This is a genomic window from Aeoliella sp., from assembly GCF_965227375.1.
In the GTDB taxonomy this organism is placed as follows: Bacteria; Planctomycetota; Planctomycetia; order Pirellulales; family Lacipirellulaceae; genus Aeoliella.
Genome location: NZ_CBDDFX010000002.1, coordinates 216,215 through 233,911, shown reverse-complemented (window position 1 = coordinate 233,911; position 17,697 = coordinate 216,215). Strand labels below are relative to the sequence as shown.

The window sequence follows — 17,697 nt, the reverse complement described above, 5'->3', positions numbered from 1 at the left end:
CGAATATACGGCCGCCGCCGCTAGAATCGCAATCACGACCATCACCAGCAGCGTCGCCAGCAGGCTGAAACGCCGCGTTAACCGCGGGGCTGTGGTCAGTTCCGATAACATGCTGCGCCGCCTCCAGTTGCTAGCATTGCCATCCTAGCACCAAGCTCAATTTGACAGTTTTGTTGGTTGACTCTATCGATTAGGCCGATCTTACCGTTGAGGGCCCACTGGTCGGCTGCGCAGGTGCTGCGCGTTGGCTGTGAGTGGTTCACTAACTGAGACCGAGAAAGGACGCTCGATCGTGTCACGCATTGCCTCCGCTTCCGAATGGCTGCTTCGTTCGCCCCTTATTTGGGGCGGCCTGGCATCGATGTTGATGTACGCCCTCCTGAAGCAGGACGTCATTAACAACACGGTGCTCGACCGCTACCTGATGGGTCACTGGATCGAGATCGCCACGACGGTCCTGTTCTTCATTGCGATGGCCGCTTTGGTGATTCGCGCGATCGGGCTCATTCCGCAGTTCATGGTCATGGAACGGACGCTGCTAGAGCCACCCACCGTTGGCGGGCAACCTACGAGAGACGCGCCACGACTGGCGGAGCAACTCGACTCGGTACCGCACTTGTTCCAGCAGACCTACCTGATCCGCCGTCTTCGGGCGGCGCTCGAGTTCGTGCGGCGGAAGGATTCGGCCGAGACGCTCGACAAGCAACTGCATCATCTGGAAGAAGTCGACATCGACCGCATGTCGTCCGGCTACTCGCTGGTGCGAGTCGTGTTGTGGGCGGTGCCGAGTCTCGGCTTCCTGGGCACGGTGATCGGCATCGCGGCGGCGATTGGTCATCTGTCCTTCGATGCGGAGAACATCGTCGAGTCGCTCAAGCAAGTAATTCCGCCGCTCACCTCGGCATTCGACACCACCACGCTGTCGCTCGCCCTGTCGATACCAATTATGTTCGGTAAATTCGTCGTCGAGCGAATCGAACAGACCGCGCTGGAAGCAGTGGACGCTCGCACCGAGGAGGAATTAGTCGGCCGGTTCTTCGAATACGGATCGGCCAACGATCCGCAAGTGGCCGCGGTGCGACGGATGGCCGAGCAGGTGGTTCGCACGGTCGAAGCGATGAGCACTCGCCAGGGTCAGATCCTGCAAGACACCATCGAGGAGAGCCACCGCCACTGGGCCGATATCACAGCAGCCACTGGCAAATTGCTCGACGAATCGCTGCAAGCCACGCTGCACGACAGCCTGGAACGCCACGCCCAGACACTCACCACGTCGACCGATCGCCAAGTTGCCGCGCTCGAGCACCTGCTGGGGCATCAGCTCACGGCGATGAACACCAACATCGAAAAGCAAATTAACATGCTCAACGATGGCGTGCAGCGCAATGTAAACGCCATCGAAAACGGCGTGGTCAATCGCCTGGGCCTGGTGGACGACGTGTTCGCCAAGCAGCTGGGTGAACTGGAAACACTGGTCGCCAAGCAGGTAGACGTACTGGGCGTGGCGGTGCAGACGCAGTCGGAAACCATTCAGCAAGGCACCGCCGAGTTGATCGGGCGGCTGCGCGACGGGCTGGAGCGGATGGCCGAGCTGTTGGTCGAGGCACTGCACAAGCACGGCGAGACGCTCACGCGCAGCGAGGAAGAGCTGGCGCAGGAGAACCGCCGCCATCTGTCGGAAGTGGAAGCCGCGTTGGGCGAGGCCATGGTGCTGTCGGCCGACCGCCAAGAGAAACTGGTAGGACAAAGCGAAAAGCTGCTCAAAGACATGCAATCCGCTTTGGTCGATGCCGCCGGCGCGACGGTCGAGCAACAGAAACAACTCGTTCGCCAGGGCGACATCCTGCTGAAGGTGGTCGACGCCACCGGGCAGGTGAAGCAACTGGAAGAGACGCTCAACCAGAACATGGCCGCGTTGGGACGTACGCATAACTTTGAAGAGACGCTGTTGAGCCTGTCGGCCGCCATCCAACTGCTGAGCGCCCGGATGGGACGCGAGAGCGGCAGCCGACCTCACATCGACTTTGACGGTCCTTCGACTGGCAACCCAGCTAGCCACGCCGCATGAGCCGCGCATCACGCCGCGACAATTCGAACTCCGGTTCGCTGTTCCCCTTTCTCGCCGTGCTGCTGTGCACGATGGGGGTGCTGGTGGTGCTGCTGGTGGTCATGGCCAGCGTGCAGCTCGACCAGGCGGAACGCAAGCAATTGGCCAAGCAGGCTGCCGCGCCCCAGGTGGACGAGGCAGAGCAGGAGAAGCTCCGCGCCAAGATGGAGAAACTCGACGAAGCTGCGCAGAAGCTCGAGCAGCGACGTAGCGAGTTGAACAAGAAGCTCGGCGATGAGCAACTGCGGTTGAGCCAGATCGAAGAAAACATCCGCCGCTACGATGAACGCCTGGGAATGTTGCGGGTGGAGATCGACGAGCTGAAGTCGCTCGACGAAGGCAACACCGACGATCTGGAGAAGGCGAAGGAGCGGCTAGCCAAGCAACAAGAGTTGATCGCCGAAACCAAGAAGGAGATCGAACGACTCAAACGCCAGGCGGAGAAGCACACCAAACGATACGCCATCGTTCCTTACGAAGGTCCCAATGGCACCCGGCGGCAGCCGATCTACGTCGAGTGCCGCCGGAATTCCGTGGTCATCCAGCCCGAAGGGATCGAGCTCACGCCGTCCGATTTCAACCGGCGTCTGGGCGCTGGCGGTCCGCTCCCGTCGGCGATTCGTGCTGCTCAGCAGTACTACGTCGATCACGGGCTGGCGAGCCAGAAGCAAGCATATCCGCTGGTGGTCGCCAGGCCCGACGCGATCGGCGCCTTGTCCATCGTGCAAACCACGCTAGAACGCGCGAACATGCAGTACGGGTACGAATTGGTGGAGGCCGATTGCGAGCTGGACTATACCGCCGCCGATCCCGCGCTGTCGAACGAAATACAGCACGCGGTCGAGAACGCTCGTCGGAGGATGGCCGCCAAGCGAGACAGCGCGCCCACCTACGCTCACAGCGAGGTGCACTCGTTCGAGCAAGGTCCCAGCCCGCTAGAGCAGGTGCGAAAGGGATTGTTGCCCAGCATGCTATCGCCGGTCGGTGGACGCTCTGGCGCAGCCAATTCGCAAATCTTGCTCAGTAACAATTCGATTGACATCAATCGGATCGCGTCGGTTCTGGACTCTGCTCACGCAGCCCAGACTCGCGGTGGTCCAGCGCCAGCAAGTCGCCAAGGCGACAACAGCGCACCACGCGATCCCAACCGCTACGCCGCGGCCGATCGCGCGCGAGCGGAGGCCGCCATGCGCAGCTGGCAGCCAGCCAACTCCACCACCGCGCAGCAGGGCAATGGCCAGCACGAAGATGCCTCCGCTACAGAACAACAACCCAACGCACAACAAGTGGCGGGACCAACCGGCCAACCAACCAGTTCACAAGCCCAACAGGTCGCTCAACCAGGCAACCAGCAGGCCGATGCCCCCAACGCTGCGGGCGGGGCGGCCAAGGGCAATGCAGACGACCTGGCGGGCCAGAACCACTCGATGCATGCGGCTGCTGGAGCCCAAGGTGCGGGGAGATCCACCAAACCTAAGAATGGTGTGGCGCTCGTGCGCACCATTCGTGTTCAGGTGGAAGCCAGCCGCCTGGTAGTTCGGTCGGGCAAGCAGTCCGTCGCCGATCGCAGCATTCCGCTTGAGCAAGGTGGTCAGCACGCAGCGGGCAAATTCGTCGAGGCCATTCGTGGCGAGATCGACGGCTGGGGCTGGGCGGGCCAGGGACTCTACTGGCAGCCGGTGCTGGAGATGTCGGTTGCCCCCGGCGGACAGCAACTTGCCGACCAGTTGGCGGCCGTACTCCGCCAAGGAGGGTTCGACGTCCGCGTGGCGATGCTTCCCGGAAACACTCGCAACTAGACGGAACAGCCATGGGCCGAAAACGTCACGACTCAGCGACCAACGACAACGGTGTTCAGGATTCGTTCCTGGACATTGTGGCCAACATTGTCGGCATACTGATTTTGCTGGTAATCGTCGTGGGAATTCGCGCGGCGATGCAACCGCAGCTCGCAGAAGAACCAGTCGCCGCCGCCAACGAACCCGTCGGCCTGCTTAGCGAAGTTGCGATCGAAGAGCGCGCCGCGGCGCTGAAGAAGGAGTGGAGCGAAACCGAGCGCTTATTCGACAAAGCCGTAGCCGCCACGGTGGAAGCAGAAGAGCGGGATGCGTTGCGCATCGAGTTGGCCACCTATACGGCGGCCGTGGAAGCAGAGCTGGAGCGCGAAAAGGCGAAACTCGATCAGGGCGAGGCGGAGCGACTGAGTGTCCGCAGTGAACTTGCTCAGGCCGACTTCGAGTGGCAACAACTCATGCTGCAGAAAGTGGGACTCGCCAGCAAAGAAGACGACAGCGAGAAACTACTCAACTCTCCCACACCGCTAGTCCGCAAAAGCGCGGAACGGAACATCCATCTCCGCCTGCACGAAAATCGCCTATCGGTGGTGCCACTCGAACAGCTTCTCAAGCTGGTCAAGGAGCGTTCGGGCGACGCCATTCGTCGCGACCTGAACCGGCTCGAGGGGGTAGCGCGGGTGGGCCCGGTCCACGGCTACATTCTGGAGTACGCCATCATCCTGGCGTCGGCGCAGGTCGGTCCCTTGGGCGTTCGACCGGTGGACGCGATGGAGGTGGGCGAAGTGTTGCCGTTGACCGAGGACGTGGGCGAACCGGTGGAACTTGCGCTACAGGAAGGAACTTCGTTGGATCAGTTGCTCGATCGATCCAACCCGCGCGATACGGTGGTAACCTTGTGGGCGTACACCGACAGCGTAGTCGAGTGCCGCGCGCTGCAGACCGCCATCCGCAAGCGCGGCTTCGCCATCGACCTCCGCCCACTGCAAGGCGACCAGCAGATCCTGCTCTCATCGAAAGGCCGCGAAACGGCTGCCCAATAGCATCGCCCAGCGTTCGGCTTAAACTTCCGAGGGCGTTTGCGAAACAGGCTGCGTTCGCAACGGAGGTCGCAAGTCTCCCTGTGGCTGCGGCATCGCCTGCGGATCCAGCAGGTCGGCAATGCTGGTTTGGGAAAGCTCGCGCCGCACCAGTCCCGCCAAACGGTTCATGCTCTGAGACATCTGTTCGCGAGCGTAGTCGGACAGCGATGGCAGCGGAGGAATGCTCGGCACGATCGGTGTATCGAACGCTTCGAACACGTCCAACAGGCTAATGTCGGCCGCTGGCTTGGCCAACACATAGCCGCCTTCCACGCCACGAATGGAGTTCAACAAACCATTGTTCACGAGGGTTCGCAAAATCTGCAGTAGGAACCGCTCGGGCATTTGTCCCTCGCGGGCCAGTAGATTGCAGGGGATGGGAGACTTCGAGTCTGCGATCGCCAACTGCTGCAACGCCTGCACGGCGTATGCCATAGAACGAGATACTTTCATAACCAGGTCTCCCATGCTCAAGTCGCCCCGCCCATCCAGGGGGGGTGGCCACGAAGGCCCTAACGCTAAGGCTTGTCACATAACTACCCACCGCTGGGGCAAGACCACCTGAACTTCTTGTCAGCGAGGGAAGGGACCAGTCTTTGGTCGCGACAGCTTTTAAGCGGAGGAAAAGGTTGGCCGGCGAATCGACCAAATAAGCACCCGCATTGTACACATAGAAAGCGCATCCCCTAGAGGAATATTTCGCCGCGGGCGAGAATGTGGAAATCTCCACATGCTTACCGGCAAATCTCCATTGCGCGAGTTGTGTGCGTCCGTTGATGTAACACACTTGAAAGTGCAAGCGTTTCCAGCAGGTCAAGATACGCATGCAACGATCCCTATCCTGCAAATGGACCAGTCACTTGTTGCGCAGTGGCTTAACTCTCCGCTTTCTTGTCCGGCTGAAAGAGTGAGCGATAGAAAACGATCGCCGCGCCGATAACCAACAGCATGTCGGCGATGTTGAAATTGGGCCAACGGTAATCCGCACCCCACTGCAGGAGAATAAAATCTCGCACCGCTTTGATCTCTTCGCCGTGAAGGCCCAGGCGATCGTACAGATTCCCCAAGATGCCAGCCATCACGCAACCCAAAGCGAAGGTGAGCAAGGCATCCGTTGCCGCGCCGAAGCGGAACAACCAGATCGGCAGCGCCACCGCGGCTGCGATTCCAAAAGTCGCAAACAACCAGACGAGCCCCTGCCCCATACCGAATAGCGCGCCCTGGTTCAGGCTTAACTGAAAGCCCGCGTAGTCGTTGATCACCCACCAGATCTCGCCGAAGCGCAGTCCCGGCTGCGAGAACATCCACCACTTGCTCACCAGGTCGGCTGCCAGCCCCAACACTGCGGGCAGGACAAACAGCGCGATGCGACTGCGGGGATAGCTCAGAGAGGAAGCCTCAGCGGACTCTGCCTTTCCACTGGCGTAAGGGTTGGCAGCTTTGGCCGCTTGCTTGGACATCCGCTGTCCCTCCCATGGTCCTCGTGGCAACCGGGTTTCGCAACACACCGGGCAGTACACGCCCGGGCCTGTTTGTCAGTTGTTTTCTAGCTTCTCAGCGCACTTGATGCAAACCGGCGTGTACGGAATCGCGTTGAGCCGAGTCTTCGGTATGACGCCATCGCACTCGACACACTTGCCAAACTTGCCTTCCTCCACTCTAGCCAGGGCAGCGTCGATCTGGGCCAGCGTATCTTCTTCGGTGGCGACCAGACTCAAAGTAAACTCTTGCTCGAAGTTCTCGCTACCTAGTTCCGCCATGTGGATCGGCATGCTGGATGAGTCGCCTTCCAAACCAGAATTTCGCAGCGCGGCGTCGGCCATGGCATTGACATCTCCGCGGAGGCGAGCGCGGAGGAGGAGGAGTTGGTTCTTGTAGGCCTGCGTGTCGCTCTTCTTCATCTAGGGTCTCCAGATTCGGGGGCCGCGAGGCAAAATCACCAGCGGCAACAAAGGAGCATGAATCAGGGTTAGCTTCCCGCTATAGGGGGAGACTCGCCATTATAACCTGACTCGTTTGTCCGGTCTACGAATCGGCTCTGCATTCGAGTGCTGCGAGGGGCGAGTTGCGGTGCTGGCGGGCGTGAATTAAACTTCAGTAACTCGTTTGCCGATGGCGGGTTACGGCTCCTGGCGGCGTTCATTTCCACACCTTCATCCGTGTGGGAGGGAATGCCCCTCAAGCGGCCGTACCCCTCATCTCAGCCCTTCGTCGTAGCCGGAGTCCGCGCCGTGTCGCCACCCGTTGCCACCACCAAAGACATCGCCTTCCAGCAGTGCATCATGCCTGGCTGTGGGGCGACGTACGATGTCGGCGAGGTCCGCACCAGCTGCGACGCCTGCGGCTCCTTGCTCGATATCGTCTACCAATGGGACCAGGTCGCGGTCCCCAAGTCGCTGCGCGAATTCGAAGCCAAGTGGACACGACGCAACGATCCATTGTGCCGCAGCGGCGTGTGGCGATTCCACGAACTGCTGCCATTCGCTACGCCCGACAAGGTGGTCACCATCGGCGAAGGGCAAACTCCGCTGATGTCCAGCGACGGAGTCGCCAGTTACGTTGGCATGAAGCCGGGACAGTTGCTGCTGGAGTATGAGGGCATGAATCCCTCGGGCAGCTTCAAGGACAACGGCATGACCGCCGCGTTTACTCACGCACACACCATCGGTGCGAAGCGGGCCGCGTGCGCGTCGACCGGCAACACCAGCGCATCGCTCGCGCTTTACTGCTGCGTCAGCAAGCTCATGCAGGCGGTGATCTTCATTGGTTCGGGCAAGATCAGCTACGGCAAGCTCTCGCAAGCATTGGACTACGGCGCGCTCACCATCCAGATCGCCGGCGACTTCGACGACGCCATGCAGCGGGTGCGCGAAGTCAGCAGCCGCATGGGCATCTACCTGGTAAACAGCGTCAATCCGTTCCGGCTCGAAGGTCAGAAGACCATCATGCTGCGGGTGATCGAGAGCCTCGATTGGGAAGTGCCCGACTGGATCGTCGTGCCGGGCGGCAACCTCGGAAACAGCAGCGCGTTCGCCAAGGCATTTCACGAACTGAAGGAACTGGGCCTCATCGATCGCATCCCCCGCCTGGCGATCATCAACGCCCAGGGCGCCGATACGTTGTACGAACTCTATGAGAAGCGCGGCTTGCGATGGAACAGCGGCGCACCCAATAGCGATGTGATGGACACCTATTACGCGGAACTCGACGCCGCGCACCTGCGGGCCGATACCATCGCCAGCGCCATTGAGATCAACCGACCGGTCAATCTGTTTAAGTGCATCCGCGGTCTGGAGTGCATGGACGGCGTGGTACGCGAAGTGACCGACCAGCAGATTCTCGACGCCAAGGCACAAGTTGGCGCCAGCGGCCTGGGCTGCGAACCCGCCAGCGCCGCCAGTGTGGCCGGGGCGAAGCTGCTGCGCGAAGAAGGTGTCATCGACCCCGGCGAGCGCGTCGTCTGCATCCTTACGGGCCACCAGCTCAAAGACCCCACGGCCACGGTCGCCTATCACACCAGCGATCAAAAGGAATTCGACCGCGTGCTCGGCAGCCGCGGCGTCAGTCGGGCCGCGTTTGCCAATCGTGCAGTGCAGGTGGACAACGACTTGGACGCGATCGTTCAAGCGATTCAACTCAACAGCTAGCATCACAACATGCCAATCGAAGTAGCCATCCACGGAGCGGGCGGACGCATGGGGCAGCGACTCATCGCGCTCGGCACGGCAGCCCAGAACATCAAGATCGTCGCCGCCATCGAGTCGGCCATGAGTCCCAAAGTCCGCACCGACGCGGGCGTGCTCGCAGGCGTTGGCGAGATTGGCGTACCGCTTGGCCCCGAGTGGCCCGATCGCGCGGATGCGGTGATCGACTTTTCGCTGCCAGCGGCCACAGATGCGCTGTTGTCCAACTGCGTGCAACGAAGAATCCCGCTGGTGTTCGCCACCACCGGTTTGAGCGATGCGCAGGAAGAGGCGATTAAGAACGCCAGCCAGCACATTCCCATCGTCAAAGCGGCCAGCATGAGCATGGCGGTCAACCTGACCATGAAGCTCACCGAGATCGCCGGCCGCGCGCTAAGCGACCACCCGTCGGGCGCGGATGTCGAGATCATCGAGCGGCATCATCGCTTCAAGGAAGATGCTCCCAGCGGCACCGCCCTGGCGTTCGGCAAGATCGTGACCGACGCCATGGGACAGACTGCCGCGCAACACGGCCGCTCCGGTCACTCGGGCGCGCGGCCACACGACGAGATCGGCTACCACGCAATTCGCACCGGCGACAATCCTGGCGAGCACACCATCATCTTCGGCTTGCTGGGCGAGACGATCGAGCTTCGCGTCGCGGCCACCAACCGCGACTGCTACGCCCACGGCGCCTTCGCCGCAGCCGAGTGGCTGCAAGGCAAGCCGGCGGGCCTCTACAACATGCAAGACGTGCTAGGCCTCAACAGCCTCTAGCCCCCCTGCCCTGCAAACCGAGTTTCTCCATGGCCAAGTGCGACGAAGGCTACTTGTGCGAAGTTTGCGGCCAGGATGTGGCATCGCTGGTGGAGAGCGATCTGTACCTGCGATACGTGATCGGCATGCTCGACCCCGAAGTGCTCCACACGCAACAGGAGCGGCACATCCGCTGTAACCCCACACTGGCGCAATTCATCGTCGACGAGAAGTTCGAGCCTGTTGTCGCCGACGGCGACTTCGATAAGCGAGCGCTCGATCCGCAATTTGTCCACCAACGCGAACAACTGGTCACGCGCGGTTGGCACCGATTGCGAGAATTGGTGCACATGGACCTGCCGATCATCGAGTACCCGCTGCCTGAAGTGACCCATAAGATCCGCCGCCGATCGGGGTACGAAGAATAGGCCGGCGGGCGGCTTGACCTTGCGGTCGGTGAACCATGCGGACCATAATCTCCCGCATGCAACACGACGCCAACCCCTACGAGCCGCCAACGCCCACCGATGCCCCTGCGCAAGCAGAGCCAGCACCCGAGTCGCATGCAGACCAACCGAAGCTGCTGGCCGATCGCTGCTTCTGGGGAATGGCAATCACACAATTTCTCGGGGCGTTTAACGACAATCTGTTCAAGCAACTCATCCTGCTCTTGGCTATCCCGGTCGGCGCAGCAGCCGCCGCGGCGAAGGGCAAGCAAGATATCGCGACGGTTGTCTTCGCCGCTGCGTTCCTGCTGTTTTCCGGTGTCGCCGGCTGGCTCGCCGATCGCACCAGTAAACGGACGTTGATCATTGGTTCGAAAGTAGCCGAAATCGTCGTGATGGCTGCCGGCATGGTCGGCTTCTACTATTACGAGGTAATCGGCTTCGACGGCATGCTCGTCGTGTTGTTCTTCATGGGACTGCAGAGCGCGTTCTTTGGGCCACCCAAGTACGGAATACTGCCGGAAGCCATTCGCGAGTCCGATCTACCGCGGGCCAACGGCATCTTCTTGATGTTCACGTTCATCGCTATCATTTTCGGCGTGGCGTTGGCGGGTGTATTGAAGCAGGAACTCGGGCATGACCGAATTTGGATGGTCTCTGGCGTCTGCGTATTCATTGCGGTGCTTGGCACGCTCACCTCGTTGACAGTATGGCGCGTGCCTCCCGCGATGCCCGGCGCGCCGCTGCGGCAACAAGACTTGTTCATCCCAGGCGAGATGATCCGGCTGATTCGCAGCAATCGTCAGATTCTGCTGGCGCTGTTGGTCAGCAGCACTTTTTGGATGCTCGGCGCGGTGGTGCAAGCCGGCGTGAATCTTCTGGGCAAGAAGCAACTTGGAGTGGGCGACGCCATGACCAGCTTGCTGGCCGCCATGATGGCCGTCGGCATCCCGGCAGGATGCGTGCTCGGCGGTTACCTCTCCAAAGGGCGAATCAACGCCCGCATTGTGAGTGCCGGCGCCTACGGGATGTTCGTCTGCCTGGTATTGCTCGCGCTACCCGGCGGGCCGAAGAACCACCTACTGGGCTTCTACGGATCGATCCCCGTGCTTATCGCGCTCGGCTTCTTCACCGGCATGTTCGTAGTGCCGATTCAGGTGCTACTGCAGGCGCTGCCGCCGCCCGATGACAAAGGGCGAATGATCGCCACCATGAACCAGTTCAACTTCGCTGGCATCGTCCTGGGCGGCATTCTCTACGGAGTGGTCGCCTGGGGACTGGCGGCAAACGGATGGCGCGACAACCTAGTGTTCGGCGTCACCGCCTTGGTCATGTTGCCAATCGCGTTGCTCTACCGTCCTGAAGAACGAACCCTGGTCGACGAATAGTCGGCAACCGCGCCGCCTAAGCTTCTTCGCTCTCGACCAAAGTCGCTTCGCCGAATTGCTCTTCCAGCACCTTGCGAGCTTTGTCGCTGTCGAAGTCCTTGTCCTTCACGGCAACGGTGACCAACTTGGTCTCTGCGTTTGCCTGGACGTCGACAACTCCATCGATGGCCTTCACCAATTCGCAAGCGCTCGCTGCGCAGTGTTCGCAGTGCAGTCCAGGAACGTTGAATTCGATCGTTGGGTTGTCATCTTCGTTGAATGCGACGACCACCGGTTGAGCGGCGGGAATGGCATCGACTGCAACGGTCTCTGTTTGCATCAAGTCGGAGCAACCAGTCGAAGTAACAATCGTCATCAAGGCAATGGCGAGCAGAATACGCATGGGGAGGGTTCCTCTTCTCAGGAGAATGGACCGCCGCGGACAGCTGGCGGCCGAGGGCGTGGTTGGCTGGTATTTTACGACTCGGTGGCGATCTCGACCAGTTCATCACCGCTGGGAAGTTCGCTCGACATGTTGCGGATATCCTGCGTAATCTTCATCGAGCAGTACTTCGGTCCGCACATACTGCAGAATTGGGCACTTTTGAACGTGTCCTGCGGCAGCGTCTGATCGTGGTACGCCCGGGCCGTCTCGGGATCGAGCGCTAAGCGGAACTGCTCGTTCCAGTCGAACTCGAACCGTGCCTTCGAGAGGGCGTCGTCCCAATCGCGAGCGCCGGGGCGGTGCCGCGCCACATCCGCCGCGTGGGCGGCAATCTTGTAGGCCACCATGCCCTGCTTCACGTCCTCGGGCTCGGGCAGGCCCAGGTGCTCCTTGGGTGTCACATAGCACAGCATCGCCGCGCCGGCCCAACCAGCCAATGCCGCGCCGATACCGCTGGTAATGTGGTCGTAACCCGGCGCAACGTCGGTGACCAAAGGGCCGAGCACATAGAACGGAGCGCCGTCGCACACTTCGATCTGACGATCGACGTTCATCTTGATCTGATCCATCGGCACGTGACCAGGACCTTCGACCATGACTTGCGTACCGCGTTCGCGACCTCGCTTGGTGAGTTCACCCAGCACGTCGAGCTCCGCGAACTGCGCGTGGTCGCTGGCGTCGGCCAGACTTCCAGGCCGCAGGCCGTCGCCGAGGCTCCAAGTGACGTCATACTGTCGCATGATGTCGCATAGATCATCGAACGAGTCGTACAACGGGTTCTGTTTGCGATGAGCCATCATCCACTTGGCAATCAAAGAACCACCACGGCTCACGATGCCAGTCACGCGGTTCATCGTGTGAGTAAGGTGCTCGATCAACACGCCGCAGTGCACGGTCATGTAGTCGACACCCTGCTTGGCCTGGTGTTCGACCATGTCGAGGAAGTTTTGCGGCTTCATCTCTTCGATTTCACCGCCCAACTCTTCAAGCATCTGATAGATCGGCACCGTACCGATCGGCACCGGCGAGGCCCCGATGATCGCTTTGCGAATGTTGTCGATGTCCTTGCCGGTCGACAGGTCCATCACCGTGTCGGCGCCAAAGTGGACCGCCAGGTGTAGTTTCTCGAGTTCGCCTTCGATGTTGCTGGTAACCGCCGAGTTGCCAATGTTGGCGTTCACCTTGCATTTGGCGGCGATGCCAATGGCCATCGGCTCCAGTCGCCCCGCCAAGTGGACCGTGTTGGCCGGAATCACCATCCGCCCGGCAGCCACCTCGCTGCGAATCGACTCCGGCTCGAGCTTTTCACGCTCGGCAACGAATTGCATTTCCGGAGTAATGGTTCCCGCGCGGGCCTGTTCGAGCTGTGTAATGGGTTGAGACATGATGATCGAGTTGCTAATGGAACCATGGCTCGACGGCGCCGCGTCGTAACCACAGGGAGGAATGGAGTTTGTATCATCCTACCGCCGTGGCACTTGATGTCAAAGATGGGGCGCGGCCCGCGGGCCTGTTGCTCTGGAAGGCCGCTTCGGGAACAATGCACCGTTTCGCAGACTGCTGACGGGAGTGCCGAGGCCTATGCCCGAACGTGTCATCGCGATCGGCGACATCCACGGTTGTGCCGACGCCTTCGCTGCCATCCTCAAGCTCATCGAGCCGACCCAAGACGACACTCTGGTGGTCCTGGGCGACTGCATCGACCGCGGCCCCGGCAGTCGTCGCGTTATCGAGTTGATGCTGGATGCGGACGATCGATGCAACCTGGTGCCGTTGTTCGGCAACCATGAGGAGATGCTGCTAGCAGCCGTGGATCGGCCGGGCACGGCGATCAGTTGGCTCTCGTGTGGAGGGACCGATACGCTGGTTTCCTACGGTGTCGCCTCGGCCCAGGAGCTGCCGCGCGAGCACTTGCTCTACATCCGCACTTGGAAGGACTACTACGAAATCGATACGCACTTTTTTGCACATGGAAGTTACAACGCACGAGTGCCGCTCGATCGACAGGAATGGGGGTACGAGCGTTGGCAGTCGCTGCGAGACCGGATGCCCAAAGCACACCGAAACGGGAAGACGGCCGTGGTCGGGCACACATCGCAGAAGGATGGCGAAGTGCTCGATGCGGATTACCTGCTGTGCATCGACACCTATTGCTGCGGTGGAAAATGGCTCACCGCCGTGGATGTGTCCAACGAGTTGTTGTGGCAGGTGGACGCCCAAGGCCAGCCTCGCGACGGCCGAGAAACGCCGGTGCCGGTGCCAAATCGCGAGAATCCCTCCAAATAATCCGCACAAACGGCCGGCGACGGGTAGCCGCGGCCACGCAAAAGCTTCGCAATCCCGCCCTGGGCTCGATATACTGGGAGATATCGCGGGGTGGGCCTCGCACCACGAACACACCCCACTCGGAACCGGAAGCGCGCACGCCTTTTCCATGCGTTTGACCAACCTCTTCACCACTGCCTTGCTCATGGTCTGCTCCTGCGCGCTGGCCATGCCGGGGCGTGCGGATATATCGGCCACGGTGAGGATGGGCACGGGCGAGTTTCGCTTCACCAACTCGGGCGAGAGCGACTACACTCTGGTCGCCTATTCCATCAGCCAGGAAGATCCTGAACTACTGGCACAACAGTGGTTGCATGTCGCCAACCTGCGAGACGCGGCGGGAGATGGTTCCGTAGACAACACCGGAACCTGGCTGATCATCGAGCCCGATACCGTGGTTTTGCCGGCAACCTCGTCCGAGTTGAGCGAAGGAGCACTCACAGGAACAGGCGGCGTGTTGGCGCCTGGCGGGTACCTCTACCTTGGCGCCATTTGGGACAATACCACGCTGCGTAACATCGAGGCACTCGTGTCCGATGAATTGGGACCCTTTGAATCGGTCAATGTGAATTACGTCCCAACCGGGGATTACAACGAAGACGGTTTGGTCGACGGCAGCGACTATGAGCTTTGGAAACAGTCGTTTGGTCTGTCGGGCCTCGGTTTGCTAGCTGATGGCAATGCCGATGGGCAGGTCAACCTGGTCGACTACTCCCTGTGGCGCAACAACCTGGGCGCCACCTCCCTGCCACCAGATGTTACCTTTTTACCTGTGGCCACAGCGGTATCGATTCCCGAACCCGGCGCGGCGCTGCTGGCGATTGGGCTGGCAGCGTTTGTCGGTTGCTCACTCCGCCGGAATCTCTTTCGCGTCTGAGCTGGCGCGCGGACCCGTGAAGCGGAGATTCACGGTTTCATCCGCTCCCTCCACGGCAGCGTAGAACTCGTCCGGCGTGCTGATGCGCTGATCGCCTACATGACTGACGAACATACCGCGTTTGATGCCGGACGCATCGGCGGCGCTTCCTGGTTCGACTTCGGTAATGACCACGCATCCCTCGGGATCGACCAACGACTGCAGGGCGGCCTGTTCAATTTCCATCGTCGGAAAGGCCGTGGAGTAATCGACCTTCAACCCTCGCCAACTGCGAACTCCGCTGGTGAAAACCTTGTCGCCGCGAACGTAGTACTTGGAAAGCGTCACCGGCAAATCGACTTCTCGCCCGCTGCGCACCAACCGCACGGAGACTGGCTTGCTCGGTGGCAGGCTGCTGACGTGAAGCTGCAGGTCGGAGACCGTCTCGATCGCCTCGCCATTGACCTCAATCAGTCGATCCTCCGGCTGTATGCCCGCCCGCGCAGCGGCGCTGCCGGGTACCACTCGGCCTACCACGGCGCCGGAGGCGCCCTGACCTTGCGGCGGTTGAAGCGAAAGGCCCAGCAGGCCGTATTCCACCTCGCGGCCTGCTTTCAGGTCGTCGACGATGCGACGGAAGATTCTGTTCATCGGAATCGCGTAGCCAGCTGGCATCTCATGGCCAGGCAGCGTGCCGGCGATCGTCGTGATGCCCACCAGACGGCCCGACATGTCGACCACCGCGCCGCCGCCTGAATTCCAGTTGAGCTTCGCGTCGACTTGAATCAACGTTCCCAAGTGGTGCAGCGTGGTGGAGTAGCTGAGCCCTTCTTCGTCCCGCGTATTATTGAGATTGGTAGTGGGTGTGGCTCGTTGGGCGATGTTGGTAACCATGCCCCAACTGGCCGTGGCCTGGCCGCTCGTGATGATCGACTGGGGATTGCCTACCGTGAGCACGAAGTGTCCTTTGGCCAGTGAGTCGGCGTCGCCAAACTCGAGAGCCGGCAAACCCGACGCGCTCACCTCCAGCACGGCCAATCCGCTACGCGGATCGGCTGCTTTGATGGTGGCGGGCAGCTTGCGGCCATCGCCGAGCGTGACCAGATGCTCATCGCCCCGCCGGACATTCAGATACTGAGTGAGGATCAACCCGTCGGCAGCGATGATCACCCCAGCACCGCTGGGTTCGAACGGATCGCGCGAAGCGCCAAGCACCCCGCCAAACCGGCTGTCGAAATCAAACAGCGGGTCGCGTCGATTGGCAGCCTGGGCCGCTGGTGCGCGGCTCACCGCTACGACCGAAGGCTCGACACGAGCAATCATCTCGGCCAATGAATCCTGCAACTCACCCAGTTGCTCGAGCGCGGGCGGCAAGCTGCCGGTCGCTTGCCCGCTGGCTATCGGCGCACCGAGAGCCATGAAGCACACGCCGAGTAATGTCGGCCACCAAGTTTCTCGTTGCCGCTTCAAAACGATGCGCCCTCAATTGTGCCTGGCCTAGAGCCCTTCTTCGCCCTCTGGGTCCTCATCCGCTTGTCCATTGGGACTGGCTGACAACAGGTCGTCGAAGCCACCAGCGGCAAGGATCTTATCTTTGATTTCCTCGGCGATCTTGGGATTCTCCTTCAAGAACAACCGGGCTTTTTCTTTGCCTTGGCCCAGTTGCATGTCGCCGTAGCGGAACCACGCACCAGTGCGGGCGACCACTTTTTGCTCCAACCCCAAATCGATGATGTCACCTTCGTAGCTGATACCATCTTTGTGCATCATGTCGAATTCCGCAACGCGGAACGGCGGAGCGACCTTGTTTTTCACCACGCGCGTCCGCACTCGCTGGCCAACCACTTCTTCGCCGTCTTTAAGCTGCCCAATCTTGCGGACGTCGATACGGCAAGAAGAGTAAAATTTCAGCGCCCGTCCGCCCGGCGTGGTTTCGGGGCTGCCGAACATGACACCGATCTTCTCACGAATCTGGTTGATGAAGATCACGGTGGTCTTGGCCTTGGCGATCGCTGCGGTCAGCTTGCGCATCGACTGGCTCATCAGACGAGCTTGCAGGCCGACGTGGGAATCGCCAATTTCGCCATCGAGTTCCTTCTTGGGCACCAGAGCGGCAACCGAGTCGACCACGATCACGTCGACCGCGTTACTCTTAATCAACATCTCGGTGATGTGCATCGCCTCTTCGCCGTGGCCTGGCTGACTGACCAGCAGGGTTTCGAGGTCAACCCCCAATTTCCGAGCCCAGCTCGGGTCGAGGGCGTGCTCGGCGTCGATAAACGCGGCGATGCCGCCAGCCTTCTGGGCGCTGGCCACGACGTGCAGGGCCAGGGTGGTCTTACCGCTGGACTCGGGGCCGAACACCTCGATGATGCGGCCTCGGGGAACCCCCTGCCCGCCCAGGGCCATGTCGAGCGATAAACTGCCGGTCAGAATGCCTTCGATACGACGATCGGCGTCGCTTCCCAGGGGCATAATGGCCCCGTCGCCGAACTGCTTTTCGATGGCAGCCACGGTGTTCTTCAAGTCGGGACTGTTCTCCAGCATGGCCAATTTGGGGCTTTTCGCCTTGTTCGACTCTTTGGAGGACTTCTTACTCTGCGATTTCTTGGCCATACGGTTGTTCTGGGTTGCGGTGGCGACCATGTTTCAATTCCCTCTTTATTTATCACAGGTTAGGTGGCACGCAAGCGGGCGGCCGGGGGAGGAGCTGGTTTCGATATACTGTACGCACGAATACTATATCGATGTTCACCCATCCATGCAAGAGGATTTTTTACAAGTTTTCTCACCCAAAATGCCCCGAAAGGCTGGTCGCCCGGGGACCAACGGAGTGG

General features: G+C 60.7%; 16 protein-coding genes. 9 read left to right on the top strand and 7 right to left on the bottom strand.

Features of this window, described 5'->3' with window-relative positions; genetic code table 11:
• Window positions 1–292 precede the first annotated feature (292 nt).
• Genes ACQK2L_RS14045 through ACQK2L_RS14035 form a run of 3 tightly spaced genes read left to right on the top strand, consistent with a single transcriptional unit; the run spans window position 293 to window position 4,943 of the window.
• Window positions 293–2,068: a MotA/TolQ/ExbB proton channel family protein gene (locus tag ACQK2L_RS14045; protein WP_425397649.1), complete on the top strand. Its 1,776-nt coding sequence runs from the start codon at window positions 293–295 to the stop codon at window positions 2,066–2,068.
• On the top strand, window positions 2,065–3,906 hold the full coding sequence (locus ACQK2L_RS14040; RefSeq protein ID WP_425397648.1) for a hypothetical protein: 1,842 nt from the start codon (window positions 2,065–2,067) through the stop codon (window positions 3,904–3,906). Before ACQK2L_RS14045 ends, ACQK2L_RS14040 begins: the two co-directional genes overlap by 4 nt.
• Window positions 3,907–3,917: 11 nt before the next feature.
• Complete coding sequence (locus tag ACQK2L_RS14035) at window positions 3,918–4,943, top strand: hypothetical protein (protein WP_425397647.1); 1,026 nt, start codon at window positions 3,918–3,920, stop codon at window positions 4,941–4,943.
• Window positions 4,944–4,961: 18 nt separating this feature from the next.
• Here ACQK2L_RS14035 and ACQK2L_RS14030 read toward each other — a convergent pair whose 3' ends face one another.
• From ACQK2L_RS14030 to ACQK2L_RS14020, 3 genes are all read right to left on the bottom strand, one after another.
• On the bottom strand, window positions 4,962–5,435 hold the full coding sequence (locus ACQK2L_RS14030) for an RrF2 family transcriptional regulator (RefSeq protein ID WP_425397646.1): 474 nt from the start codon (window positions 5,433–5,435) through the stop codon (window positions 4,962–4,964).
• A 422-nt stretch (window positions 5,436–5,857) separates the two neighbouring features.
• A complete protein-coding gene (lspA, locus tag ACQK2L_RS14025; RefSeq protein WP_425397645.1) occupies window positions 5,858–6,442 on the bottom strand; it encodes a signal peptidase II in 585 nt (194 codons plus the stop codon).
• A 75-nt stretch (window positions 6,443–6,517) separates the two neighbouring features.
• Entirely contained in the window at window positions 6,518–6,883 is a 366-nt protein-coding gene (locus tag ACQK2L_RS14020) for a TraR/DksA family transcriptional regulator (protein WP_425397644.1), read from the bottom strand.
• A gap of 381 nt (window positions 6,884–7,264) precedes the next feature.
• Here ACQK2L_RS14020 and thrC point away from each other — a divergent pair, with 381 nt between their 5' ends.
• Genes thrC through ACQK2L_RS14000 form a run of 4 tightly spaced genes read left to right on the top strand, consistent with a single transcriptional unit; the run spans window position 7,265 to window position 11,255 of the window.
• Window positions 7,265–8,629: a threonine synthase gene (gene thrC / locus ACQK2L_RS14015; protein ID WP_425401097.1), complete on the top strand. Its 1,365-nt coding sequence runs from the start codon at window positions 7,265–7,267 to the stop codon at window positions 8,627–8,629.
• Between the two features lie 9 nt (window positions 8,630–8,638).
• On the top strand, window positions 8,639–9,442 hold the full coding sequence (gene dapB, locus ACQK2L_RS14010) for a 4-hydroxy-tetrahydrodipicolinate reductase (protein WP_425397643.1): 804 nt from the start codon (window positions 8,639–8,641) through the stop codon (window positions 9,440–9,442).
• Window positions 9,443–9,471: 29 nt separating this feature from the next.
• A complete protein-coding gene (locus tag ACQK2L_RS14005; RefSeq protein ID WP_425397642.1) occupies window positions 9,472–9,849 on the top strand; it encodes a hypothetical protein in 378 nt (125 codons plus the stop codon).
• 35 nt (window positions 9,850–9,884) lie between these two features.
• On the top strand, window positions 9,885–11,255 hold the full coding sequence (locus ACQK2L_RS14000; protein ID WP_425397641.1) for an MFS transporter: 1,371 nt from the start codon (window positions 9,885–9,887) through the stop codon (window positions 11,253–11,255).
• Between the two features lie 16 nt (window positions 11,256–11,271).
• On the opposite strand, the gene ACQK2L_RS13995 is transcribed toward ACQK2L_RS14000, so the two are convergent.
• Window positions 11,272–11,637 (bottom strand): heavy-metal-associated domain-containing protein, encoded by a 366-nt coding sequence (locus ACQK2L_RS13995; protein ID WP_425397640.1) that lies wholly within the window; start codon window positions 11,635–11,637, stop codon window positions 11,272–11,274.
• A 74-nt stretch (window positions 11,638–11,711) separates the two neighbouring features.
• The gene (gene thiC, locus ACQK2L_RS13990) at window positions 11,712–13,052 is read right to left on the bottom strand and encodes a phosphomethylpyrimidine synthase ThiC (RefSeq protein ID WP_425401096.1); all 1,341 of its coding nucleotides are present in this window, start codon (window positions 13,050–13,052) and stop codon (window positions 11,712–11,714) included.
• Between the two features lie 208 nt (window positions 13,053–13,260).
• On the opposite strand from thiC, the gene ACQK2L_RS13985 reads away from it, so the two are divergent.
• Together ACQK2L_RS13985 and ACQK2L_RS13980 are read left to right on the top strand one after the other, a co-directional pair.
• The gene (locus tag ACQK2L_RS13985) at window positions 13,261–13,965 is read left to right on the top strand and encodes a metallophosphoesterase family protein (protein ID WP_425397639.1); all 705 of its coding nucleotides are present in this window, start codon (window positions 13,261–13,263) and stop codon (window positions 13,963–13,965) included.
• Window positions 13,966–14,113: 148 nt separating this feature from the next.
• Window positions 14,114–14,881: a dockerin type I domain-containing protein gene (locus tag ACQK2L_RS13980; RefSeq protein WP_425397638.1), complete on the top strand. Its 768-nt coding sequence runs from the start codon at window positions 14,114–14,116 to the stop codon at window positions 14,879–14,881.
• Here the strand turns inward: ACQK2L_RS13980 and ACQK2L_RS13975 are convergent.
• Entirely contained in the window at window positions 14,852–16,279 is a 1,428-nt protein-coding gene (locus ACQK2L_RS13975) for a trypsin-like peptidase domain-containing protein (protein WP_425397637.1), read from the bottom strand. The two genes, ACQK2L_RS13980 and ACQK2L_RS13975, sit on opposite strands and share 30 nt — an antisense overlap.
• A gap of 78 nt (window positions 16,280–16,357) precedes the next feature.
• Window positions 16,358–17,476, bottom strand: coding sequence for a recombinase RecA (gene recA, locus ACQK2L_RS13970; protein ID WP_425401095.1), 1,119 nt, complete (start codon window positions 17,474–17,476; stop codon window positions 16,358–16,360).
• Window positions 17,477–17,697 lie beyond the last annotated feature (221 nt).

Coding starts and splice junctions, on each gene's coding strand:
- ACQK2L_RS13975 (WP_425397637.1), bottom strand. CDS start 16,279: ATGGCTCTCGGTGCGCCGATAGCCAGCGGGCAAGCGACCGGCAGCTTG.
- ACQK2L_RS14040 (WP_425397648.1), top strand. CDS start 2,065: ATGAGCCGCGCATCACGCCGCGACAATTCGAACTCCGGTTCGCTGTTC.
- ACQK2L_RS14030 (WP_425397646.1), bottom strand. CDS start 5,435: ATGAAAGTATCTCGTTCTATGGCATACGCCGTGCAGGCGTTGCAGCAG.
- recA (WP_425401095.1), bottom strand. CDS start 17,476: ATGGCCAAGAAATCGCAGAGTAAGAAGTCCTCCAAAGAGTCGAACAAG.
- ACQK2L_RS14005 (WP_425397642.1), top strand. CDS start 9,472: ATGGCCAAGTGCGACGAAGGCTACTTGTGCGAAGTTTGCGGCCAGGAT.
- dapB (WP_425397643.1), top strand. CDS start 8,639: ATGCCAATCGAAGTAGCCATCCACGGAGCGGGCGGACGCATGGGGCAG.
- ACQK2L_RS14035 (WP_425397647.1), top strand. CDS start 3,918: ATGGGCCGAAAACGTCACGACTCAGCGACCAACGACAACGGTGTTCAG.
- ACQK2L_RS14000 (WP_425397641.1), top strand. CDS start 9,885: ATGCGGACCATAATCTCCCGCATGCAACACGACGCCAACCCCTACGAG.
- ACQK2L_RS14020 (WP_425397644.1), bottom strand. CDS start 6,883: ATGAAGAAGAGCGACACGCAGGCCTACAAGAACCAACTCCTCCTCCTC.
- ACQK2L_RS13980 (WP_425397638.1), top strand. CDS start 14,114: ATGCGTTTGACCAACCTCTTCACCACTGCCTTGCTCATGGTCTGCTCC.
- thrC (WP_425401097.1), top strand. CDS start 7,265: ATGCCTGGCTGTGGGGCGACGTACGATGTCGGCGAGGTCCGCACCAGC.
- ACQK2L_RS13995 (WP_425397640.1), bottom strand. CDS start 11,637: ATGCGTATTCTGCTCGCCATTGCCTTGATGACGATTGTTACTTCGACT.
- ACQK2L_RS13985 (WP_425397639.1), top strand. CDS start 13,261: ATGCCCGAACGTGTCATCGCGATCGGCGACATCCACGGTTGTGCCGAC.
- lspA (WP_425397645.1), bottom strand. CDS start 6,442: ATGTCCAAGCAAGCGGCCAAAGCTGCCAACCCTTACGCCAGTGGAAAG.